The sequence below is a fragment of the Mycobacterium sp. NPDC050441 genome (genome assembly GCF_040655355.1).
Lineage (GTDB): Bacteria > Actinomycetota > Actinomycetes > Mycobacteriales > Mycobacteriaceae > Mycobacterium.
Map to the genome: position 1 here is coordinate 68,378 of NZ_JBFAJS010000002.1, position 20,971 is coordinate 89,348.

The 20,971-nt window shown below is 66.8% G+C and carries 17 protein-coding genes; 12 read left to right on the plus strand and 5 right to left on the minus strand.

Annotated elements, in window-relative coordinates; genetic code table 11:
- Positions 1–70: 70 nt before the first annotated feature.
- Together AB0I14_RS05365 and AB0I14_RS05370 are read right to left on the minus strand one after the other, a co-directional pair.
- Complete coding sequence (locus AB0I14_RS05365) at positions 71–1,261, minus strand: sulfotransferase (RefSeq protein ID WP_358017028.1); 1,191 nt, start codon at positions 1,259–1,261, stop codon at positions 71–73.
- Positions 1,258–2,319 (minus strand): DUF1214 domain-containing protein, encoded by a 1,062-nt coding sequence (locus tag AB0I14_RS05370; protein WP_358017031.1) that lies wholly within the window; start codon positions 2,317–2,319, stop codon positions 1,258–1,260. The genes AB0I14_RS05365 and AB0I14_RS05370 overlap by 4 nt, the downstream gene beginning before the upstream one ends.
- Before the next feature lie 41 nt (positions 2,320–2,360).
- On the opposite strand from AB0I14_RS05370, the gene AB0I14_RS05375 reads away from it, so the two are divergent.
- The 5 genes from AB0I14_RS05375 to AB0I14_RS05395 all read left to right on the plus strand — a co-directional run bounded on the left by AB0I14_RS05375 (position 2,361) and on the right by AB0I14_RS05395 (position 6,646).
- Positions 2,361–2,945, plus strand: a complete 585-nt coding sequence (locus AB0I14_RS05375; RefSeq protein ID WP_358017033.1) for a TetR family transcriptional regulator — start codon at positions 2,361–2,363, stop codon at positions 2,943–2,945.
- Positions 2,946–2,961: 16 nt separating this feature from the next.
- Positions 2,962–3,819, plus strand: coding sequence for a type I methionyl aminopeptidase (map, locus tag AB0I14_RS05380; RefSeq protein ID WP_358017036.1), 858 nt, complete (start codon positions 2,962–2,964; stop codon positions 3,817–3,819).
- Positions 3,820–3,829: 10 nt separating this feature from the next.
- Positions 3,830–5,335 carry a cobyric acid synthase gene (locus AB0I14_RS05385; RefSeq protein WP_358017039.1) on the plus strand — a complete coding sequence of 502 codons (1,506 nt, stop codon included), beginning with the start codon at positions 3,830–3,832 and terminating at the stop codon, positions 5,333–5,335.
- Between the two features lie 9 nt (positions 5,336–5,344).
- Positions 5,345–6,019: a hypothetical protein gene (locus tag AB0I14_RS05390; protein ID WP_358017042.1), complete on the plus strand. Its 675-nt coding sequence runs from the start codon at positions 5,345–5,347 to the stop codon at positions 6,017–6,019.
- Positions 6,020–6,082: 63 nt separating this feature from the next.
- A complete protein-coding gene (locus AB0I14_RS05395) occupies positions 6,083–6,646 on the plus strand; it encodes an alpha/beta hydrolase (RefSeq protein ID WP_358017045.1) in 564 nt (187 codons plus the stop codon).
- 84 nt (positions 6,647–6,730) lie between these two features.
- On the opposite strand, the gene ngg is transcribed toward AB0I14_RS05395, so the two are convergent.
- On the minus strand, positions 6,731–8,518 hold the full coding sequence (ngg, locus tag AB0I14_RS05400) for an N-acetylglutaminylglutamine synthetase (RefSeq protein WP_358017048.1): 1,788 nt from the start codon (positions 8,516–8,518) through the stop codon (positions 6,731–6,733).
- Positions 8,515–10,320, minus strand: coding sequence for an N-acetylglutaminylglutamine amidotransferase (locus AB0I14_RS05405; RefSeq protein WP_358017051.1), 1,806 nt, complete (start codon positions 10,318–10,320; stop codon positions 8,515–8,517). The genes ngg and AB0I14_RS05405 overlap by 4 nt, the downstream gene beginning before the upstream one ends.
- Positions 10,321–10,417: 97 nt before the next feature.
- On the opposite strand from AB0I14_RS05405, the gene AB0I14_RS05410 reads away from it, so the two are divergent.
- Positions 10,418–13,744, plus strand: coding sequence for a DEAD/DEAH box helicase (locus AB0I14_RS05410; RefSeq protein ID WP_358017054.1), 3,327 nt, complete (start codon positions 10,418–10,420; stop codon positions 13,742–13,744).
- On the opposite strand, the gene AB0I14_RS05415 is transcribed toward AB0I14_RS05410, so the two are convergent.
- The gene (locus AB0I14_RS05415) at positions 13,745–15,331 is read right to left on the minus strand and encodes an amino acid permease (protein WP_358017057.1); all 1,587 of its coding nucleotides are present in this window, start codon (positions 15,329–15,331) and stop codon (positions 13,745–13,747) included.
- 189 nt (positions 15,332–15,520) lie between these two features.
- Here AB0I14_RS05415 and AB0I14_RS05420 point away from each other — a divergent pair, with 189 nt between their 5' ends.
- The 6 genes from AB0I14_RS05420 (at position 15,521) to AB0I14_RS05445 (ending at position 20,927) form a co-directional block, all read left to right on the plus strand.
- Complete coding sequence (locus AB0I14_RS05420; protein WP_358017060.1) at positions 15,521–16,888, plus strand: glutamine synthetase family protein; 1,368 nt, start codon at positions 15,521–15,523, stop codon at positions 16,886–16,888.
- Between the two features lie 34 nt (positions 16,889–16,922).
- Positions 16,923–17,642 carry a gamma-glutamyl-gamma-aminobutyrate hydrolase family protein gene (locus AB0I14_RS05425; protein WP_358017063.1) on the plus strand — a complete coding sequence of 240 codons (720 nt, stop codon included), beginning with the start codon at positions 16,923–16,925 and terminating at the stop codon, positions 17,640–17,642.
- Complete coding sequence (locus tag AB0I14_RS05430; protein WP_358017066.1) at positions 17,639–19,003, plus strand: aldehyde dehydrogenase family protein; 1,365 nt, start codon at positions 17,639–17,641, stop codon at positions 19,001–19,003. The genes AB0I14_RS05425 and AB0I14_RS05430 overlap by 4 nt, the downstream gene beginning before the upstream one ends.
- The gene (locus tag AB0I14_RS05435; RefSeq protein ID WP_358017069.1) at positions 19,004–19,777 is read left to right on the plus strand and encodes a 3-oxoacyl-ACP reductase; all 774 of its coding nucleotides are present in this window, start codon (positions 19,004–19,006) and stop codon (positions 19,775–19,777) included.
- Positions 19,778–19,794: 17 nt separating this feature from the next.
- A complete protein-coding gene (locus tag AB0I14_RS05440) occupies positions 19,795–20,526 on the plus strand; it encodes an FCD domain-containing protein (RefSeq protein WP_358017072.1) in 732 nt (243 codons plus the stop codon).
- A gap of 71 nt (positions 20,527–20,597) precedes the next feature.
- Entirely contained in the window at positions 20,598–20,927 is a 330-nt protein-coding gene (locus AB0I14_RS05445) for a metalloregulator ArsR/SmtB family transcription factor (RefSeq protein ID WP_358017075.1), read from the plus strand.
- Positions 20,928–20,971: the final 44 nt, after the last annotated feature.

The following is a 20,971-nucleotide window of genomic DNA, read 5'->3' on the forward strand; positions in this document are numbered from 1 at the left end:
CGCCGTGCCTCACTCATCCCCGTACGGTAACACCATTACCGGTTGCCGAGAGGGTCGCTCTCGCGAGGTGTCACCGCAGCGCCTCGGTGGGTACGCCGAACCGCTCCTGATAGCCGGTGACCTGGGCACGGACCTCCTCGGCGTCCAGGCCGGTGTTGCCCCAGGTGTATCGCCCACCGCCGTTGTCCCCGGGGTGCGCGGCCAGGAAGTCGCGCATGCGCTGCTCGGCCACGGGGGTGAACTCGCGGTCGAGTGCCTCGTAGACACCGCGGATCGTGGCGAACGGATCGCGGATGAAGTCGGCGAACTGGACATCGATGATCTGGCCGGGGGCCAGCATCCCCGAGTCGCGGGCCTTCATCGAGTTCTCCAGTCCGACGACGATCTCCTCACGCGACTGCTGGGCGCACTCGGTGATGTCGCTGTGATCGGAGGCCAGTCGACGCAGGTGCGTGGTGAGTGCGGCGATCGAGGAGATGACGTTGAGCGGATCGCGGTGGGTCTGCACGATCAGCGCGTCCGGGTACTCGGCGACCAGCGCGTCCAATTGCCACAGATGGGCAGGCGATTTCAATAGCCATTGACAGGGCGGCGTGGGTGCACCGATTCCTGGGACTCCGGATTGCAAGTGCTGCAGGTACATCCGGTGGTAGCGGTAGGCGTTGCGGTGGTCGGCGTCGTGCAACAGCCAGCGGTAGTAGGTGGGCAGCCGGTACTGGGTCGAGAAGATCATGCTGCAGAACTGTCCGGCCGACATCCGCACGCACTCCTGCCCGACCAGCGCTCCCATCGGGTGATGCGCCAGCAGGCCGGGCACCAGCTGTTCGGACATCTCGATACTGGCCTGGATCTGGGCGATACGTGGATCTGTGGTGTAGGTACCGGGCTGCGGCAAAGGCCAGGGTGCATCCACCTCCCAGGTCAGCGGTGGCCGCAGCGCGGGATCCTGGGCCAGCAGGTCGAACAGGATCGTGGTGCCGGTGCGCGGCTGGCCGGCGATGAAGATGGGCCGCTCGACAGGCGCGGCCGCTACCGCGGGATTTGCCGTGCGCCACTGCATGATTCGAAGTCGATGCACGAGGGGGTTGACGATGTCCATCACCGCGATCTCGACACCCAGGTCGTTCAGCCGGGCTTCTTCGGCAAGGCCGGCAGCCAGGACGTCCAGGTTCTCGCGCCACCCGCCCGGTTCACCGAAGTCGTCGCTGCCTGCGATCTCACAGGCCTGTGCGATCAGGCTGTCGGGTTCGAATCGGCTCATTTCACGCTCACCTTCACCTCGGGCGCAGCCGGATTGTCCAGCCAGCGCAGCACCACGAACCCGCGGCGGCGACCACCGGTATCCAGCCAGTGACCGTGACCGGAGTCCAAGGCGGCGATGGCGATTCGGACCTTTCCGTCGGCGTCCGGAGAGACGCCCTTGTCGGTCACCGAGCTGTGTCTGCGCCGCGGTTCGATGCACTCGTGCCAGATGTTCTCCAGCGTGACGTTCCAGTAGCGGGTGTCCGGCGGGGTGAACTCGAGCAGCAGGGTCTCGTCGTCGGCGAGGTCGAACGTGCCGATCATGTAGAGGTTGTCGGGTGTGGTGTCCGCCGATCCCAGCGCGGCGGCTTCGGCGGTGACGAGTTCGTTGGGCTGGCTCAGTAGTTCCGGCTTGATGGTGCGGTGCAGTGTCGTCAGCTTCATCACCGTCCAGGCCATCGCGGTGAACTGCTCGGCCACCTCGGCGTCGGTCGGCGCCTGCGGCGGACCCGCATCGAGGGTCTCGATCTGCAAGGTCGCCGGTGTCTCGGTGGCCGCTTCACCGATGTACTCGCGCACCACGATCGAGGCGGCATCGGCGGGGATCTGCAGCCATTGCGCACCGTCGAGTCCGGCCGGGCGCTCGGCCGAGACGACGATCGTGAAGGTGTCGCCGTCGAGGTTCAGTTCGGTATCGCTGAGGTATGCGGCCATCCGTCGCGGAGTCATTCCGGTGCCGGCGAGCACCTGGAAGCCCAGATACGCGCTCGTGCCCCGAGTGCCGGTGATCCGGTAGGTGCGGTCGCCACGGATCATCGCGAGCAGGTAGCGGCCGTCGGGATTGGGTCCGCCGACCATCCGGGTGGGGGAGCACATGTCGAAGAACCACGGCAGTTCCGGGTCGGCCTCGACGGACAGCTCCGAACACAGCGCCGTCACCCGGGACACCACCCGCAGCCCGTCGAGCAGTTCGCATTCGTCGCGGGCGTCGGCGTTCACGATCTCGGTGATGTCCCCGAGCATTTTCTGGACGAACTGCCAGGCTTCGCGGGTTTTGGGGGCGCGTTCTTCGCTCATGCGAGACACAATCTCAAATGAGACGTAGTCTCATACGGGAAATGACCGAACCGATTCCTCTGAATATCCGCAAGCGTCAGGCGACCCGCGACCGGATCGCCGGATGTGCCGCGACGCTGGTGGCCGCGGATGGGCTCGCGGCCACCACGGTGGAGCGGATAGCCGCCGAGGCCGAGGTCGGTCGGGCCACCTTCTTCCGGTACTTCGCTTCCAAGGAGGATGCCGTCGCCGACGGGATGACCAGGCACTGGCTGGGGGTGATCACCGCACAACTGGCCACCCAGCCTGCCGATTTGTCGGCGCGCGACGCCGTGGTGGCCGCGTTCTGCGACCTCGGCGACGGTTTCGACGCCATCAGCGACCAGGTGCGCGAGCTGGCCGTACTGACCCGGTCGTCGCCGGCGCTCAACGCGTGGACGCTGCAGATCTACGTGGGTTACGAGATGGCCATCGCCGAGCTGGTGGCCCCCAGATTCGCCGACCTGGCCCCGGGTGACGCGCGGCCCCGTCTCATCGGCGCACTGGCCATGGCGTCGGTACGCATCGCCCTGGACGACTGGCTGCAACACGGCGGGTCGCTGCCGCAGCGGGTGCGCACGGCGCTGGAGGCGTTGTCGGTGGGCTGACGATTAAGCTGTCCACATGCCAGTTCGTACCGCCCTGCGCCCCGGCGTGCAGTCACCGACCCTGCCGGTTCCCAAGTCGATCCCACGGCCGGAGTACGCGTGGAAGTCGACTGTGCAGGAAGGTAGCGAACCCTGGGTGCAGACGCCCGAGGTGATCGAGAAGATGCGCGTCGCGGGACGGATCGCGGCGGCCGCCCTGGCCGAGGCCGGCAAGGCCGTGGCGCCCGGCGTCACCACCGATGAGCTGGACCGCATCGCCCACGACTACATGATCGATCACGGCGCCTATCCATCGACGTTGGGCTACAAGGCATTTCCGAAATCCTGCTGCACCTCGCTGAATGAGGTGATCTGCCACGGCATCCCGGACTCGACCGTGATCGAGGACGGTGACATCGTCAACATCGATGTGACCGCCTACATCGACGGCGTACACGGCGATACCAATGCCACCTTCCTGGCCGGCGACGTCTCCGAGGAACACCGGCTGCTCGTCGAGCGCACCCACGAGGCGACCATGCGCGCCATCAAGGCGGTCAAGCCCGGGCGTGCCCTGTCGATCGTCGGCCGGGTGATCGAGGCCTACGCAAACCGGTTCGGCTACAACGTTGTTCGCGACTTCACCGGGCACGGCATCGGCACGACGTTCCACAACGGGCTGGTGGTGCTGCACTACGATCAGCCCGCCGTCGAGACCGTGCTGGAACCGGGCATGACCTTCACCATCGAACCGATGATCAACCTCGGGTCGCTGGACTACGAGATCTGGGACGACGACTGGACCGTGGTGACGAAGGACGGCAAGTGGACCGCACAGTTCGAGCACACCCTGGTGGTCACCGAGGACGGCGCCGAGATCCTCACGCTGCCGTGAACAACGCACCGTGAGCGGGGCCCTGCTCGTCGCCGGCACCACCTCCGATGCCGGCAAGTCGATGGTCGTGGCGGGGCTGTGCCGGTTGTTGGCCCGCAACGGTCAGTCCGTAGCGCCGTTCAAGGCGCAGAACATGTCGAACAACTCGGCGGTCACCGTCGACGGCGGGGAGATCGGCCGTGCCCAGGCCATGCAGGCCAGGGCCGCGGGGCTGGCGCCCAGCACCCGATTCAACCCCATCTTGCTCAAGCCCGGCGGGGACCGCACGTCGCAGTTGGTGATCCGCGGCCAGGTGGCCGGAACTGTGGCCGCGGGCGACTACTTCACCCACCGGGACCGGCTCGCCGCGGTCGTCGCCGACGAATTGGCAACGCTCCGATCCGAATTCGACGTGGTGATCTGTGAAGGGGCCGGCTCACCGGCCGAGATCAACCTGCGTGCCACCGACCTGGCCAACATGGGGCTGGCCCGTGCGGCGGACCTGCCGGTCATCGTGGTGGGCGACATCGACCGCGGCGGCCTGCTGGCCCACCTGCACGGCACCGTGGCCGTCCTGGCCCCCGAGGACCAGGCGCTCATCGCCGGATTCGTCGTCAACAAGTTCCGCGGTGACCCGGCCCTGCTCGAACCCGGCCTGCGTCAACTGCTCGAGCTGACCGGTCGCCCTACCTACGGCGTGATCCCGTTCGATGACGGAATCTGGCTCGACACCGAGGATTCGGTGTCGGTCCGGCCCGGCGGCATGGTGGGCACGCCGCAATCACCGCGCGGGGAGCAGACGCTCACCGTCGCCGCCATCAGGCTGCCGCGCATCTCCAACTCGACCGACATCGAGGCCCTGGCCTGCGAACCGGGCGTTGTGGTGCGCTGGGTCGCCGATGCCGCCGACCTCTCCGGCGTCGACCTGGTGGTGATCCCCGGCAGCAAGGCCACCGTCAGCGACCTGGCTTGGTTGCGTCAACGCGGCCTGGCCGCGGCCATTCTCGATCACGCCGCCCAGGGGCGGCCCGTGCTCGGGGTGTGCGGCGGGTTCCAGATGTTGTGCCGACGCATCGACGACGCAATCGAGGCCGGAGCGGCCGGAGCCGTATCGGTCGAGGGCCTGGGTCTGCTCGACGCCGACATCGAGTTCGCCCGCGAGAAGACCCTGCGGCATTGGGAAAAACCCTTGTGGGGCTACGAGATTCATCATGGTCAGGTGATCCGTACGGCGGCCGATGACTGGCTCGGCGTCGGGCTGCGCTGCGGCGCGGTCTACGGCACCCACTGGCACGGCCTGCTCGACAACGACCGCGTGCGCCGTGCCTGGCTCACCGAGATCGCCGCCGCCGCCGGTCGCGACGGGTTCGTGGTTGCCGACGACATCGACGTACAGGGCCGGCGGGACGCGCAGTTGGATCTCATGGCAGACCTGCTGGCCACACATCTCGACATCGAGGCCGTGATGGACCTGGTGCGGCATGGGCCGCCACCGCGGCCCACCATGAGCACTGCGCTCACCGGCCCACCTCGGTAGCCTGGGCAGATGATTCGGCGCCATCGATGGGTGGCAGCTTTGGTCGGGCCGGCCGCCCTGGTGATGGCGTCCGGCTGCTCGCCCGTGGTCGCCGGGTCGCCCACCTGGCCCGGCGCCACCCTGGAGAAGGTGTTGCTGACAGCCGGCGACTTCCCGCCCGGTGTGCAGTTCGATCGCGTCATCGACGACGGCGCGGGTCCGGGCGGATCGGGTGGACCGCCGCCGATGCTGTCCACCCCGGCCGGATGCAGTGACGGCCTGACCCGGGTGATCGCCGAATCCGCCGAACGGGGCCCCGGCAGTGCCGCGCAGATCATCGCCGCCTACGACGGGGCGCGCATGGTGCTGACCGTGCTGACCTCACCGTTGCCGCTGGACCGGCTGGCGGCCACCGCGCAGCGTTGTGCCCAGTTCTCGACGTACTTCGACCCGTCGGACAAGGGCATCCCGATGACCACCACCAAGCTGGCCGCGCCGCGTGCGTCGGCCCTGGCCTATCAACAGACCATGCGGCTGGGCGGCGGCGACCAGAGCATCTTCTTCGCCTTCGAAAACGTCGGCAACTGGGCGGTTTTCGGCATCGCATTCCCGACCCAGGATCCGTCGATTGTCACCAAAGGTGCATTGCCGCAGACATTTCTGGACATTTTCGGCGTCCAGGCCCAGCGCCTGGACGCGCGTTGACGCAGGCGTCAAGACAATGTTGATTCCGGCCCGCATGTCGCTACTGGACGGTAGTTTGTCCGAATGCTTACCACCGTCGCGACGATCGACGGATTCACCACACCCGTCGATGTCTCGGGACCCGAGAAGGGTTCCACCGTGGTGGTGCTGAGCGCCGGCCATCACGGCCCGGCCGCCTACGAGCCGATTTGCCGACGGTTGCACACCGCGTCACTGCGCACGGTGATCATCGGGCCCGATCCGCGACTGACCGCCAAGTCCGTGGTCGGCATTCTCGATTCGCTCAACATCAAATGGGCACTGCTGGTCGGCGATCGACTCGGGGGAGAACTCGCCTGGGAGCTCGCCGCCACCCGGTTGGACAAGTTCATCGGCCTCGTGGTGGTGGATCGCGGCCACCCACGCGTCGCCGACGCCACCGGCATGATCCGCGACGACGAATGCCCTCCGGTGGAGATGAACACCACCGTGCTGGTGAGCACTCCCGCGGCCCGCGCCGTGGCCAAGGCCAGTCAGCGCTACGTCTACGGCGACTTCCGGCTGGTGGAGATGCCGGGCCGGCGCAATGCCGGTGACTCGACCGCGCAGCTGGCAGCCGAGATCGTGCTGCGCACCAGTAGTTGGTGACCGCCGCTCAGCCCTGCCTTCGCGCGAGCGTTCAGTCAGCCGCCACTGTGTTGTCGGGTCGGCGGCCTGCCTTCGCGCGAGCGCTCAGTCAGCCGCCTCCGAAGGTGTCCAGGCTTGCGGCAACCCCGGCTGCTGCGGGAACAGGAAATCGACAAACGCCGCCGCCGTGGGCTGTGGCTCATGATTGGCCAGCCCGGGGCGTTCGTTGGCTTCGATAAAGACGTACTCGCGGCCCGTCACATCGGGCACCAGCAGGTCGATCCCCGTCACCGGAATACCGATCGCCGCGGCAGCGGTCACGGCGACCCGGCACAGCTCGGGGTTCACCTCCGCGGTGACGTCGTGAATTGTCCCGCCCTGATGCAGATTCGCCGTTCGCCGCACCCGCAGGCGCTCACCCTCGGGCAGCACATCGTCGAATGACCAGCCGGCGTCGGCAACCGTCCCCATGGTGATGTCGTCCATCGGGATGCGCGATTCCCCGCCGGTGGCCGCAGCCCGGCGCCGGGACTGCGTCTCGATGAGCTCACGCACCGTGTGTTTTCCGGTGCCGACCACCTCGGCGGGCTTGCGGATCGCCGAAGCCACCACCTTGCCGTCGATCACCACGAGGCGAAGATCGTCGCCGGCGGCGCGCTGCTCGATCAGCACCTCCGGATACTGCTCGCGGGCCCGGTGCAGCGCCGCGTCCAACTCGTCGCTGCCGTCCACCCCGACGGTGATGCCCTTGCCCTGCTCGCCGCGGGTGGGCTTGACCACCACATCGCCGACCTCGGCGAGAAACTCGTGATCCTCACCATCGAAGCTGGCCAGCCGGCCCTTGGGCACTGAGATGCCGGCATCGGAGACGATCCGGCGGGTCTGCCGCTTGTCGTCGCAGCGGGCCATGGCCACCGCAGATGTGAACTCCGAGAGCGACTCTCGCGTGATGACGCTGCGGCCACCGTGCGACAGCCGCATCTCTCCGGCGCCCGCATCGAGCACCTCGACCCGGATACCGCGACGCATCGCCTCGTCGGCGATGATGCGGGCATACGGATTCAGATCGTCGACGGTCTCCGGAGGATGGGTGAACAACGGCTCGTTGATCGCGTTCTTGCGCTTGACGGCCAGCACCGGTACCCGATGGAAACCCAGCTTCTCGTACAGCGCGATCGCGGCGGAATTGTCATGGGCCACAGACAGATCCAGGTACGCCCGGCCCCGCTCACGGAAGATTCCGGCCAGGGTCCTGGTCAGCGCATCGCCGACGCCGGGCAGTCCGGCCGCCGGGTCCACCGCCAGGCTCCACAGGCTCGACCCGTCCTCGGGGTCGGCGAACAACCGCTTGTGGTCGACGCCGGTGACGGTGCCCACCACACTGCCGTCGTCGTCCCGCACCGCGACCAGATAGACCACGGCCGGGGTGAGGGTGTGGTTGTGCCAGATGACGTCGACGGGTGCTGGCACCATCCCGCACCGCACATACACCCGGTTCATCGCGTCGGCGTCGCTCGGTGTCTGCAAGGTGCGCACGGTGAACCCGACGGGGTCGGCGGCGGTGAGTTCGTCGGCGAACCGCAGCCGGTAGGTGTGGCTGGGGTCGATGAACAGCTCCGAGGGGGAGCGGGCGATCAACACATGCGATTCGCGGGCGTAGATGCAGATGTCGCGGCGGCCCGGACCCTCCTGCTGCAGCACCTCGGCGAGTTGCTCGGGGTCGGCGAATGTCTGCCCGAAAATCAGCCGGCCCCAGCCTAATTCGAGCACCACATCGTCGGCCATGGCGTCGACCAGGTGCTGAGGCGACGCATCGTGCAGGCCGAGCGTGATCGCCTCGGTGTGATCGGGCCCCAGTGCCGGGGCCGACGCGTCGTGGTCGGTGGCGGTCATGCCGCGGCCCCCGTCACTCCGTGGCGCTGCAGCCACAACTCGAGCAGCGCGATCTGCCACAACTCGTTACCGCGCAGCGGGGTCAGCTTGCCGTTCGGGTCGGCCAACAGCCGGTCGACGGCCTCGGGACGAAACAGACCGCGCTCCTTGGCCTCTGGCGCATACAGGGCGTCGCGGACGAGATCCAGGTACGGCCCCTCGAGGTGGGTCAGCGCCGGGACCGGGAAGTACCCCTTGGGTCGGTCGATCACCGCTGCCGGGACCACCCGGCGCGCAGCCTGTTTGAGCACGCCCTTGCCGCCGTACGCGGTCTTCAGGTCGGGTGGGCAGGTGGCGGCCAACTCGACGAGTTCGTGATCGAGGAACGGCACCCGGCCCTCCAGCCCCCACGCCATGGTCATGTTGTCGACCCGCTTCACCGGATCGTCGACCAGCATCACGGTGGTGTCCAGGCGCAATGCCCGGTCCACACCGGTCTGCGCGCCTGCCGCGGCGAAATGATCGGACACGAACACGCCGCTGGGGTCCCCGTCGGCCCGGTAGCTCTCGCTGATCAGCGCACCCACTCCGGTGCTGTCGCGGTCGAAGAATGCACCGCGGTAGCTGGCCACAGACCCGTCCAGGCTGGCCGCGCCCGGCTCGGCCATCGGCGGGTACCAGTGATAACCGGCGAAGACCTCGTCGGCGCCCTGTCCGGACTGCACCACCTTGACGTGCTTGGACACCTCCTGGCTGAGGAGGTAGAAGGCCACACAGTCATGGCTGACCATCGGTTCGCTCATCGCGCTGATCGCACCGTCGAGGGCGGGCAGCATGCGGTCGGTCCCGATGCGGATCTGGTGGTGATCGGTTTCGAAGTGCTCGGCGATGATGTCGGAGTACCTGAACTCGTCGCCGGCCACCCCGCCCACCGACTCGAAACCGATCGAGAACGTGGACAGCCCGTGCTGGCCGGCCTCGGCGAGCAGACCGACGATCAGGCTGGAGTCGACCCCGCCCGACAGTAGGCATCCCACCGGCACGTCGGCTACGAGGCGGCGCTCGACAGCGCGCCGCAGCGACTCCAGTACCGCGTCCTCCCAATCCTTTTCCGACCAGTCGGCCCGGTCGGCGTTCCGGGTGAAGTCCGGCGACCAGTAGACGGTGGTGTGCCGGCTGCCGTCGGGTTCGATCGCGACGACGGAAGCGGGCGGCACCTTCTTGATGCCCTGCAGGATCGTCAACGGCGGCGGCACCACCGAATGGAACGAGAGGTAGTGGTGCAGAGCGACCGGGTCGATCCGGGTGTCGACGCCGCCGCCGGCCAGCAGGGCCGGCAGGGACGAGGCGAACCGGATCCGGTGGTTGTCCTCGGTGATGTACAGCGGCTTGATGCCCAGCCGATCGCGGCCGAGCAGCACCCGGCCGGTGTCGCGCTCGACAATCGCGAACGCGAACATGCCCAACAGGTGTTCGACGAACCGGTCACCCCAGTGGTGATAGGCCTTCAGCAACACCTCGGTGTCGCTGTGCGAGAAGAAGCGGTAGCCGTGGCCGGACAGTTCCCGGCGCAGCTCCTGGTAGTTGTAGATGCAGCCGTTCCAGCAAACGGTCAACCCCAATTCGGGATCGACCATGGGCTGGGCGCCCGCTTCGGTCAGGTCAATGATTTTCAGGCGGCGGTGACCCAGCGCGACCCGGCCTTGCGACCACACACCGGCCGCGTCCGGACCCCTGGGCGCCATCGCGTCTGCCATGGCCGACACCGCTGAAATATCCGGTGTCCGGCCATCGAGACGCACCTCCCCGGCGGCTCCACACATCAGTTCGACCCTACACAGGATCTGTCGGCAGCGCGCCACCCGCGGTGTTTCGGGGGTGTGACAGGGACATGTCGGAGAGTGGCCCTATCCTCCTCACATGAGGCCTGGATTCGGCTTCGGCATAGCCCGTGACGAGCTGATTCGCGATTTCGGCGCGCAGTCGACCGTGCGCGGTGAACGCTATGCCGCCGAGGGCCGCGTCCGCGACATCGAGTTCGATGACGACGATCGGGTGCTGCGTGGACGGTGTGTGGGGTCGCATGGTCAGCTCTACGTCCTTGAGGTCGGCCTGTCGCAGGGCAGCCGCGCTGTTGTCGAGTGGGCATTGTGTTCATGCCCCGTGGGGTCGTTCTGCAAACATGCCGCCGCCCTGGTGCTGGCGGCCGCGCCTTCCGACGCAGCGCACCCACCGGTGGAGCGGTGGCGTTACGTACTCGACAAGGTGCTCGACGAAGTCGCCGTTCCCGCTGGGGGCGGCAAACCGATCGCGCTGGAATTCTCCATCGATGCTCCGACCCGCTACCGCCCGGGGACTTTGCTGCTGCTGCGCCCGCTCACCCTCGGCAAACGGGGCACCTGGATCACCCGGGCATTGACGTGGCGCCGCCTCGCCGACTACGCCGACGCCGGCGAGTTCGATCGCGACCAGTACCGGGCGGTGCGGGCGCTCGTGTCCGAGGCGGAGCGCTACTCCTCACTGCATGGTGGCGAGGGGATGCTGCTCAATGGAATGCCCGCCACCTTGTGGCCGCGGCTGGACGAGGTGCTCGATGCCGGCGTCACCATCCTGGCCGATTCCGCGTCAGGCATCCGTGCGGTCGAGTTGGCCAAGAACGTCCACCTCCGGCTGGACTTCGCCGCCGAGGGCGGGGGCGGTGCCGTGATGTCGGTGACGCTGATCGTCGACGGGCAGGAACGCGATCCCGACGGCGTCGGGCTGATCGGGATGCCGGCTCCGCACGGGATGTTCCAGGTCGTCGATTCAGTGCTACGACTGGGAGCCTTCGATCCGGTGCCGGGACGCACCATGGCCGAACTGTTGGGCCATCACGAGCAGGTGCACATCCCCGCCGACATGGCGCGCGAACTCGCGGTGGACATCCTGCCCCGCCTGGCCAGCAGCGTGGACATGGAGGTCGCGGACGGGCTCTTCGTCCCGCCGACCATCACAGGCCCGCTACCCGCGCTGACCGTCAAGGTCGTCGACGGCGGTGCACGGGTCTTCTGGAGCACCCGGTATGGGGTCAACGATCAGCATCACGACTTCGACCCGGAGTCGTCGGCCGGGCTGATCGGGTACCGCGACGCCGCCGCCGAGGAGGAGCTCTGGCAGCGGGTGATGCCGGCGTTGCAGGCGGTCGCAGCGGCCGCGCAGGACTGGAAACGTCAAGCTTCACAGCATGTCAACCGTCGCATCTCCACGACGCTCGACACCGACGCCGTCCATGAGTTACGGGCCATCGTCAACGCCGCGAGTGCTCTGGACGCGGTCGCGGTGGCGTCCCGGCGCACGCTACTGGGCGGGGTGAATCTCACCGCGGTGGAGGCTGCGGTGCTGTGTGACCAGACCCTGCCGCAGCTGGGCTGTTACTCCGATCTGATCGTTGATGCCGATGACCGGTACCGTGCTGCCGGCGCCGACCCGGTCGTGTCGTTCTCGGGGGACACCTCGCTTCCGGGTGACTGGTTCAGCCTGAACGTCACGGTTAGCGTGGACGGCGAGACGGTGGCATTGGCCGAGGTCATCCGTGAATTATCCGCTGGCACAACGCATATGTTGTTGCCTTCGGGGATCTACTTCCGGCTCGACACGCCTGAGCTGGTCCGGCTGAAGGCCCTGCTCGACGAGGCGCGTGCGCTCGGCGAGATCGACGGGGACCGGGTCAATGCCGCATCACTCAACATCACGTTGTGGGATGAACTGCTCGAGCTCGGTGTCGTCGACGAGCAGCTCGCCCGGTGGCGGGCCAATCTGGCGCGCTTGGCCGCCGCTCGGCCGCCGGTGCCGATCGAACCGCCGGCGGGCCTCGATGCCGAACTGCGCGACTACCAGCGTGACGGGCTGGACTGGCTTTCCTTCCTGTGGGACAACGGAATCGGCGGGGTTCTCGCCGATGACATGGGCCTGGGCAAGACTGTGCAGACCCTGGCGCTCATCACGCGTGCCGTGAGCGGGGGAGCCGGGAAGTTTCTGGTGGTGGCGCCCACCAGCGTCGCCCGCAACTGGGTGGCCGAATGCCGAAAGTTCACCCCTGGCCTGAACGCGGTGGTGGTGACCTCCACCGCTGCCCGGGCAGCCGTGGAGTTGGCCGAACAGGTGGCCGCGGCGGACATTGTCGTCACCTCCTACACGCTGCTGCGCATGGACGTTGCCGCCTATTCGCAAATTCCATGGGCCGGAATGGTTCTCGACGAAGCCCAGTTCGTCAAGAACCACCACAGCAAGACCCATCAGGCCGCCCGGCTGCTCGACGTCCCGTTCAAGTTGGCGATCACCGGCACGCCGATGGAGAACAACCTGATGGAGTTGTGGTCGCTGCTGTCGATCACGGTGCCCGGGCTGTTCCCGTCACCGAAGGTGTTCGAGATGTATTTCCGTAAACCGATCGAATCGGGAACTGCCGACGATCTGCTACCGGTGTTGCGCAGGCGGATCAAGCCGGTGCTGCTGCGCCGTACGAAAAGCCAGGTGCTCACCGAGCTGCCTCCGAAGAGCGAGCAGGTGCTGACCATCGGCCTGAGCGCCAAGCATCGCAAGATCTACGACACGCGGCTGGCCCGGGAACGCCAGAAGGTGTTGGGACTGCTGGGGGACTGGGAGAAGAACCGGTTCCAGATCTTCCGGTCACTGACCCTGCTGCGTCAGCTGAGCCTGCATCCGGGCTTGGTCGACGATTCCGCACGCTCGGTGGGGTCGGCCAAGATCGACTTCCTGGTCGAACAACTCGATCAGCTGGTGGCAGAGGGGCACAGTGCGCTGGTGTTCAGTCAGTTCACCGGGTTCCTCGCCATTGTCCGGGCGCATCTGGATTCCGCGGGTATCGCCTACAGCTACCTCGACGGCTCCGTCGACTCCGACGGAAGGGCCAGAGCCATCGAGGAATTCGGTGCCGGTGCCAAGCAGGTCTTCCTGATCAGCCTGAAGGCGGGTGGATTCGGGCTGAACCTGACCGCCGCCGACTACTGCTTCCTGTGTGACCCGTGGTGGAGCCCGGCCGCCGAGGCGCAGGCTGTGGACCGGGCCCACCGCATCGGGCAGGCCCGGCCGGTCAGCGTCTACCGCCTGGTCGCGGAGAACACCATCGAGGAGAAAGTGGTTGCGTTGCAGGACCGCAAGCGGGCCCTGTTCGCCGCGGTGGTCGACGACGGGGAGCTGTTCGGCTCGACCATCTCCGCCTCCGACATCCGTGAACTGCTCGGGTGATCAGCCGGGCAGTTCAGCAGTCGAAGCGTCCACCTGCTTGATCGGGCCGGTGAACCAGTGCTTCACCGACACGTGCCAGTAGATGAAGAGCAGTATCAGCACGCTGCCCACCAGGAGCGGGGTGTAGTTCACGAACTTCCACTGGAAACTCGGATCCCACGGCATGCCGCCGAGCGAGGTGGGGAACATCGCGATGATCGAGGTGACGATGATCTCGACGATCGCCACCGGCGCCATCCACTTGTACTTGTTGCCCACGTTCCACCGGCCCCGCTCGAACGAGTCGCCGGCCTTCCACCGGTAGTAGATCGGTACCGCGAAGCACAGGTAAAGCCCGACCACGCCGATCGAGACGACCGCGTAGAACGCCACCGGCGAAGGCACGTCGATGCCGTTGACCGGAATCTTCACCGGCACGATGGCCGGCAGCGTGATGATCGCCGCGATCACCGCGGTGATGATCACGGCGTTGGCGGGCACGCGGGTGGCGTTGACCTTCGACCACAGCTGGTGCCCGGGGACCGCACGGTCCCGGCTGAAGGCGAACAGCATGCGTGAGGCACTGGTCTGGCAGGCGGTGGTGCAGAACAGCTGACCCGCGGTGGCGATCAGCAGCACCACGCCGGCCCACTTCGATCCCAGCGCCTGATTGAAGATGGTCGCCACCGCGCCACCATTGGCTGACACCTCGTCGGAGTTCTGCACCGCGAACAGGAAGGACAGCAACAGGATCCAGCCGCCGATCGCCGAGTAGAAGATCGACTGCCAGATCCCCTTCGCGGCGGCGTTGGCCGCACTCTTGGTCTCTTCGGACAGATGCGCCGATGCGTCATATCCGGTGATCGTGTACTGCGTCAGGATCGCCGAGATCGGTAGCACGAACAGCAGGAAACCCCACCCCGTTGAGCCGGAGAAGATGCCGGAATTGTTGATGGTCTTGGCGAAAACATCAGAGACGCTGGCATGTTGGTCGGGGAGCAACCACAGGATGGCGATCACCGCAGTGGCGCCGGCGACATGCCACCACACCGAGATGTTGTTGATGACCGCTAGCAGGTGTGAGGAGAAGATGTTGATCACGGCCGATGCCGCCAGAATGATCAGGAACATGATGAAGACCCGGGTCAGGCTGTAGCCGGCCAGCCAGGATTCACTGAACGTGCCGAGGGTGAGATCCAAGAATGTCGCGCTGCCGTAGGACACCGAGGCCAGGATGGCGATCAGCCCGATCAGGTTGAGCCAGCCGGTGTAGAAGCCCGCCTTGGGGCCCCCGAGTTTGGAAGCCCACCAATAGATTCCGCCTGAGGTGGGATATGCGGAGACGAGTTCGGCCAGGCAGAACCCGATGATCAGGATGAAGACCGAGAGGATCGGCCAGCCCCAGGCGATGGCGGCCGGGCCGCCGTTGTTCCAGCCCAGCCCGAATGAGGTGAAACAACCCGCCAGGATCGAGATTATCGAGAACGAGATGGCGAAGTTGGAGAATCCGGACCAGGACCGCTGCAGTTCCTGGACGTAACCGAGCTTGGCAAGATGTTGTTCGTCGTCGCTGAGGTGTTCGGTGAGTTCTTCGTGCCCCTCGGGCATGGCGGCTCCTCGTGTGCAGGGCGGTGGGCGGTCTGCACACGGACAATAGAACGTTATTGGTCTGTTGTCCTACCTTTTAGGGGTGACAATCATGCTAATTCGGTGCACGATCATCACGTCATCGGTGAGGCAATGGTCGGCTGGACGGCAGGTTGGTCGGCGAATCCCACACGGGCAGGAGGGTGCGCAATGAGCCAGAACCCCGGCATGCTGGCACGGGCCGACCTGGAGCAAATGGTGGCGGCAGGTGAGATAGACACCGTGATCGTCGCCTTCTGCGATATGCAGGGCCGCCTGACCGGCAAGCGGGTTTCGGGCCGGCTGTTCGTCGAGGAGGTCGCCGCCCACGGTGCGGAGTGTTGCAACTACCTGCTCGCGGTCGATGTCGACATGAACACCGTCGGTGGCTACTCGATGTCGAGTTGGGACACCGGGTACGGCGACATGGTGATGACCGCGGACTTCAGCACCCTGCGGTTGATCCCGTGGCTGCCCGGCACCGCGCTGGTGATGGCGGATCTGTCCTGGCTCGACGGCCGCCCCGTCGAGCAGGCGCCGCGCAGCATCCTCAACCGGCAGATCGACCGTCTGACCGAGCGGAAACTGGTGCCGTACGTCGGTACCGAACTCGAATTCATGGTCTTCGACAACACATTCCGCGAGGCATGGGCGGCGGGCTACCGGGACCTGACGCCGGCCAGCGACTACAACGTCGACTACGCGATGATGGCGTCCACCCGGATGGAACCGCTGCTGCGTGACATCCGCCTCGGCATGGAGGGCGCCGGGCTGTACTGCGAGGGCGTCAAGGGGGAGTGCAACCTCGGTCAGCAGGAGATCGCCTTCCGCTACGATCACGCCCGCAACACCTGCGACAACCACACCATCTACAAGAACGGTGCGAAGGAGATCGCCGACCAGCACGGCAAGAGCCTGACGTTCATGGCGAAATTCGATGAACGCGAAGGCAACAGCTGTCACATCCACGTCTCGCTGCGCGGCGACGACGGGTCACCCGTATTCGCCGACGAGTCAGGGCCGCACGGGATGTCGTCGATGTTCCGCAGCTTCATCGCCGGTCAACTGGCCACGCTGCGTGAGCTGACGTTGTTCTATGCGCCGAACATAAACTCCTACAAGAGATTTGCCGACGGCAGCTTTGCGCCCACCGCCATTGCCTGGGGCCTGGACAACCGCACCTGCGCGTTGCGGGTGGTGGGCCACGGCTCCGGTATGCGGGTCGAATGCCGGGCGCCCGGCGGCGACGTCAACCAGTACCTGGCGGTGTCGGCGCTGATCGCCGGGGGCCTGTACGGCATCGATCACGAGCTGGAACTGCCCGACGCGCTGCCGGGCAATGCCTATGCCAGTGGGGCGCAACGGTTGCCCACCACCTTGGCCGAGGCGGCCGAGCTGTTCGAGAAGTCAGAGGTGGCGCGCACGACCTTCGGAGACGATGTCGTCGAGCACTACCTGAACAACGCCCGGATCGAACTGGCGGCATTCAATTCCACGGTGACCGACTGGGAAAGGGTTCGCGGTTTTGAACGGCTCTGAGATGCGCAATGCGAGCCCCCGGCCGGTGATCGGCATGACGACCTATCTGCAGCAGGCACAGACGGGAGTCTGGGACGTGCGGGCGAGTTTCCTGCCGCAGGTCTACTTCGAAGGTGTCACCCGTGCCGGTGGCATCGCGCTGCTGTTACCGCCACAGCCGGTGGACCGTGAGATCGCCGACCGGGTTTTGGACCGCGTCGACGGACTGGTCATCACCGGCGGCCCGGACGTGGATCCGCAACGCTACGGACAGCAGCCGCATCCGGCCACCAACGAGCCGGCCACCGAGCGCGACGCCTGGGAGTTCGCTCTGCTCGAAGCCGCTCTGCGACGCGGTGTTCCGGTGCTCGGCGTGTGCCGGGGGGCGCAGGTCCTCAACGCGGCGCTCGGCGGCACCCTGCACCAACACCTGCCCGAGGTGATCGGGCACACCCATCATCAGAGGGGCAACGCAGTGTTCGGCACATCGGCGGTACACACCGTGCCCGACACCCTGCTGGCAACTCTGATCGGCACCACGTCCGATGCGCAGTGCTATCACCACCAGGCCATCGACCGGCTCGGTGAGGGCCTGGTGGTCAGCGCTCGCGACAGCGACGGCGTGATCGAGGCCGTCGAACGTGACCCGGCGCTATCCGGAGATGCGTTCGTGCTGGGGGTGCAGTGGCACCCGGAAGAAAGCCTCGATGACCTACGGTTGTTCACCGCCGCGGTGGACGCGGCCAGAACCTATGCCACAGAGAGGGTTTCATGACATCCAGCCAGGTCGTCAACCCGGCCACCGAAGAGGTGCTGACCACGGTCGAGCACCTCGACGTGGCCGCCGTCGACGACGCGGTGGCACGTGCGGCCGTGGCGCAACGGGCCTGGGCCCGGTTGGCGCCGGCCGAGCGGGCCACCGCGCTGCGCGTGTTCGCCGCCGTCGTCGACGCTCACATCGATGAGCTGGCCGCCCTCGAGGTGGCCAATTCCGGGCATCCGATCGGGCAGGCCGAATGGGAGGCCGGGCACGTCCGCGATGTCCTGCAGTTCTACTCGGCCACTCCGGAGCGGTTGAGCGGCAAGCAGATCCCGGTGGCAGGCGGCCTGGACGTCACGTTCAACGAGCCGCTGGGCGTGGTCGGCGTGATCACCCCGTGGAACTTCCCGATGACCATCGCCGCATGGGGCTTCGCCCCGGCGTTGGCAGCCGGTAACGCCGTGGTGCTCAAGCCCGCTGAATGGACCCCGCTCACCTCGATCCGGCTCGGTGAGCTCGCGGTGGAAGCCGGTCTGGACCCGGATCTCTTCCAGGTGCTGCCGGGCAAGGGGTCGGTGGTCGGGGAGCGGTTCGTCACCCATCCCGGTGTGCGCAAGGTGGTGTTCACCGGATCCACCGTGGTGGGGACGCGGGTGATGGCCGGGGCCGCCGCTCAGGTCAAGCGCGTCACGCTGGAGTTGGGCGGCAAGAGCGCCAACATCGTGTTCGACGATTGTGATCTGGAGAAGGCGGCGGCCACTGCGCCGTACGGGGTGTTCGACAATGCCGGGCAGGACTGCTGTGCGCGCAGCCGGATCCTGGTGCAGCGCAGCGTCTACGACCGATTCATGGAGTTGCTCGAACCCGCTGTCAAGGGCGTGGCCGTCGGGGACCCCACTGTGCGCGACACCGAGATGGGGCCGTTGGTGTCCCGCCCGCACTGGGAATCGGTGTCTGGCTACGTGCCTGACGATGCCCCGGTGGCATTCCGGGGTTCCGCCCCCGGGGGGCCCGGGTTCTGGTTCCCGCCAACGGTGTTGACGCCGCAGCGCAGCGACCGCACCGTGACCGATGAGATCTTCGGACCGGTGGTGACCGTGCTGCCGTTCGAGGACGAGGCCGACGCCATCGCACTCGCCAACGACACGCCCTACGGTTTGTCGGGCTCGATCTGGACCGACAATCTCTCGCGCGCGCTGCGGGTGTCGAGGGCGGTGGAAGCGGGCAATCTCAGTGTCAATTCCCATTCCTCGGTGCGGTACAACACGCCGTTCGGTGGTTTCAAGCAGTCCGGACTCGGACGCGAGTTGGGACCCGATGCGCCGCTGTCGTTCACCGAAACCAAGAATGTCTTCTTCGCAGTAGAGGAGTTGTAGATGGATCTGACCCAACGTCTGGCCGGCAAGGTCGCGGTCATCACCGGTGGTGCGAGCGGGATCGGCCTGGCCACCGGCAGGCGGTTGCGCGCCGAGGGCGCCACGATCGTGGTGGGTGACATCGACCCCGCGACGGGTGAGGCCGCCGCCGAGGAACTCGACGGATTGTTCGTCGCGGTCGACGTGTCCGACGAGACGGCAGTCGACACCCTCTTCGACACCGCGGCAGCGACATTCGGTTCGGTCGACATCGCCTTCAACAACGCCGGCATCTCGCCGCCCGAGGACGACCTGATCGAGACCACTGAGCTGCCGGCCTGGCAACGGGTCCAGGACATCAACTTGAAGTCGGTCTATCTGTCGTGCCGGGCAGCGCTGCGGCACATGGTTCCGGCGGGCAAGGGTTCGATCATCAACACCGCATCGTTCGTCGCGGTGATGGGCTCGGCCACCTCCCAGATCTCCTACACCGCGTCCAAGGGCGGGGTGCTGGCGATGTCACGCGAGCTCGGGGTGCAGTACGCGCGCCAGGGCATCCGCGTCAATGCCCTGTGCCCCGGTCCGGTGAACACCCCGCTGCTGCAGGAGTTGTTCGCCAAGGATCCCGAGCGTGCCGCGCGTCGGCTGGTACACATCCCGCTTGGCCGTTTCGCCGAACCCGAGGAGCTGGCCGCCGCAGTGGCGTTCCTGGCCAGTGACGACGCGTCGTTCATCACGGGTTCGACGTTCCTCGTGGACGGCGGCATCAGTTCTGCCTACGTCACGCCCCTGTGACACCCTGGTAGCTCGCCATGACAGCCGAACCGGACCCGCAGCCCGCCGTAGAGGTGGCCGGGGCCCTGTTGCGTCCGGTTCGGCTGGGCAACGCCTTCGAGGACACCGTCGGCCGGTTGCTGGAGACGATTCGGCTGGGGGTGTTGGGTCCGGGGGAGTCATTGCCGCCAGAGCGTGAGCTGGCGGCCCGACTGGGAGTCAGCCGTGACACCGTCCGGGAGGCGATCAAATCGCTGGCCGACGCGGGTTATCTGGTGTCCAAGCGGGGCCGGTACGGCGGTACCTTCCTGGCCGCTGAGTTGCCTGCACAGCCCACGACCAGTCATCGGCCGACGCGCGAGGAGATCGACGATGCGTTGCGGTTGCGCGAGATCCTGGAGGTCGGGGCGGCGCGGATGGCGGCCGGACGGACGTTGAGCGCGGCCGAGCGGGAGGGCTTGTGGTCCCGGCTGGCTGACGTCCGCGCCGCAGAACCCGACGACTACCGCCGTCTGGATTCGCGGCTGCACCTGGCCATCGCAGAGGCGGCGGGGTCTCCGTCGCTGGTGCCGCTGGTCGCCGAGAACCGGATGCGGCTCAACGCGCTGCTGGACCAGATTCCGCTGTTGCCGCGCAACATCGCCCACTCCGACGAACAGCACGAAGCGATCGTGATGGCGATCCTGGCCGGTGACAGCGATCGGGCCGCCGCTGCCATGCTGGCCCACGTCGGCGGTTCATCGGCGTTGCTGCACGGCTTTCTCGACTGAACAGCAGCATTTGCGTACGTTCGCGCGCAGGCACCGGGCGCTGGGCGCTCCTTCTGGACTAAATTCGATCTGTGGACCAGCACGGCAATGAGGTGCAGGTCGAGCGCGCATCGCAAGCGCTGGCCGACGTCGACACCCCGGGATGGGCGCAGCGCTTCGACCTGCTGTCCGACCCGCACCGGCTGGAGATCCTGCTGGGCCTGCACCGGGCACCCGGCATCTGTGTGGGCGATCTGGCCACGGCCCTCGGCCGCTCGGAGAATGCGGTGTCCCAGGCGTTGCGGGTGCTCCGGGAACAGGGCTGGGTCACTTCCACGCGAACCGGGCGCACCGTGCATTACCGCCTCGACGACGAGACCGTGCACGACCTGCTGCACTGGATCGGCGCCCGGCACGGCTGACCAAGACTCCCATCTGTCCATGTGGACAGATATGTGTGCTCGCC